This window comes from Rhizobium giardinii bv. giardinii H152 (genome assembly GCF_000379605.1).
Lineage (GTDB): Bacteria > Pseudomonadota > Alphaproteobacteria > Rhizobiales > Rhizobiaceae > Pararhizobium > Pararhizobium giardinii.
Window position 1 is genome coordinate 1 of the sequence record NZ_KB902720.1, and the last position, 2292, is coordinate 2292.

Annotated in this window: 3 protein-coding genes; all 3 read left to right on the forward strand. The window is 57.5% G+C overall.

From position 1 onward, the window contains the following. Positions 1–455 (forward strand): FAD-binding protein (locus A3AY_RS36405; protein ID WP_040669347.1); only part of this gene is annotated, 455 nt, incomplete at its 5' end. Positions 456–478: 23 nt separating this feature from the next. After that, positions 479–1693 carry an ABC transporter substrate-binding protein gene (locus A3AY_RS0128465; protein WP_018329077.1) on the forward strand — a complete coding sequence of 405 codons (1215 nt, stop codon included), beginning with the start codon at positions 479–481 and terminating at the stop codon, positions 1691–1693. A 212-nt stretch (positions 1694–1905) separates the two neighbouring features. Then, the coding region (locus tag A3AY_RS39910; protein WP_245275960.1) for an aconitase family protein at positions 1906–2292 on the forward strand (387 nt) is incomplete at its 3' end.

Genomic DNA, 2292 nt, shown 5'->3' on the forward strand with positions numbered 1-2292 from the left:
GGAAAACTTCCATCCGTTCGGATATCGCACCATTTGAGGCGAACACGCTCGAAGAGCTCTTCGCAAAGATCGGCCTGCCGCAGGAAACGAAGGCAACCGTCGATGCGTTCAACGCCGCCTGCCCATCCGAAGAGGGCGAGTTCACGCCTTTCGCAATCGACGGCCGGGCGACACACGATCTCGTGCCACCAAAGTCCAACTGGTCGCGCCGGATAGAGAAGGGCCCTTTCAGAGCTTTTCCGATCATCTCGTCCAACTGCTTCACTTTTGGTGGCGTGAAGGTCACGCCCGATGCGCAGGTCGTCGATCAGGACGGGAAACTCATTCCCGGCCTTTATGCGGCGGGTGAAACGATGGGCATCTATCATCAGGTTTACACCGGTTCCACCTCGGTTCTGCGAGGAGCGGTGTTCGGGAGGATTGCCGGGCTGCACACGGCTTCGGCTGCAAAATAAGTTTAAAGGAGGAGGAAAAGGCAATGAAGAACCTTATGATGGCGGCGCTTATGGCAAGCGTGGCGACAGTCGCGATGACCTCAAATCTCGCCGCTTCGGATTATAGCGATGATGTGGTGAAAATCGGTGTGCTGACCGACCTTTCGGGTCAGCTGACGGATTCCACTGGCAACGGCTCGATCCTTGCAGCGCAGATGGCAGTGGAAGACTTCGGTGCCATCGATGGTACCAAGGTTCAGGTTATCTCTGCGGATCATCAGAACAAGGCAGACATCGGCGCAGCAACGGCGCGCCAGTGGTATGACGTGGACAAGGTGGATGTCATCGTCGACATCCCCAATTCGGCCGTAGCCCTTGCCGTCCAGCAGATAACAAAGGACAAGAACAAGGTCGCGCTGTTTTCGTCCCCAGCAACGTCCGATCTGACCGGCAAGGCCTGCACGCCCAATGGCATTCACTGGACCTATGACACCTACGCTTTGGCTCATGTGACTGCCGAGGCGGTCGCGGCAAGCGGTGCCAAGAAGTGGTTTTTCCTGACATCGGATTACGCCTTCGGTCACGCGCTGGAACGCGACACGGCAAGTGTCGTTACCGCCAATGGCGGCCAGGTCGTCGGCAGCGTCAAGATGCCTGCGAACAGCTCGGATTATTCCTCGTTCCTGCTTCAGGCACAGTCCTCCGGTGCCGACGTCGTAGCGCTTGCCACGGCAGGCACGGATACGCAGAACGCCCTGAAACAGGCTGGCGAATTCGGTCTGACGCAGGCCGGCCAGAAAATGGCTGCACTGCTTCTGGCCGATACGGAGGTCAACGCACTCGGGCTCGATACGGCGCAGGGCGTGATGCTCACAGCGCCGTTCTACTGGGCAATGAACGACGATACCAAGGCGTTCGCGAAGCGCTTTTTCAGCAAGCACAACGCCATGCCAACCTTTTATCAGGCGGGTGTTTACAGCGCGGTCTTTCATTACCTGAAGGCCGTAAAAGCCGGTCAGACGGACAAGTCGGATGTCGTACTTAAAACCATGCGTGACACACCGATCAACGACTTCATGACTAAAAACGGCAAGATCCGCGAAGATGGCCGTGTCATCCGTGGCATGTATCTGTTCCAGGTAAAAACTCCGGCGGAATCGAAAGAGCCGTGGGATTACTACAATCTCGTGAGTACCGTCAGCGGAGACAAGGCAGCGCGTCCGCTGGCTGAATCCGAATGCACCCTGGTAAAGAAATAAGGCGATCAGTGAGATGCAGCACGCGCTCTGGCGTGCTGCATCTCACGAGCGAGGCTGTCTTGAGTACCCATCCCGTCACACCTGCCTATCTGAGGACCGCCATCGACGCGTCCGGCAAAAGCCTTCGCTGGGCGTGCGTCGATGCGTTTGTCCGGAGCCACGGGAAAGATTCGTCATCCCTCCCGTTCTCGGCAGTCATCATTTTGGAATCCATGCTGGTTGGTGCGGAACTGGGGCTGGTGCCGCCGAATTGTGCTTCCAACTTCCTGATGAATTTGGACGGCAACGCGGACATTCTGTTCCCTGTTTCGCGCGTTCTGCTGCAGGATGCATCCGGTTTGCCGCTGCTGGTCGATCTGGCAGCACTTCGACAGGCTGCTGCATCACAGGGTAAGGCACCGTCGGAGGTCAGGCCATCGGTCCCGGTCGATCTGGTGATCGATCATTCCGTCCAGACGCAGAAATACGGGGATGCGTCTTCGCTCGCCGGGAACCTGCGGGCGGAATTCATTGAGAATGACGAGCGCTATCGTTTCGTTAAATGGGCGCAGCAGAGCTTCGGCAATCTTTCCGTCGTGCAGCCGGGCAATGGCATCGTC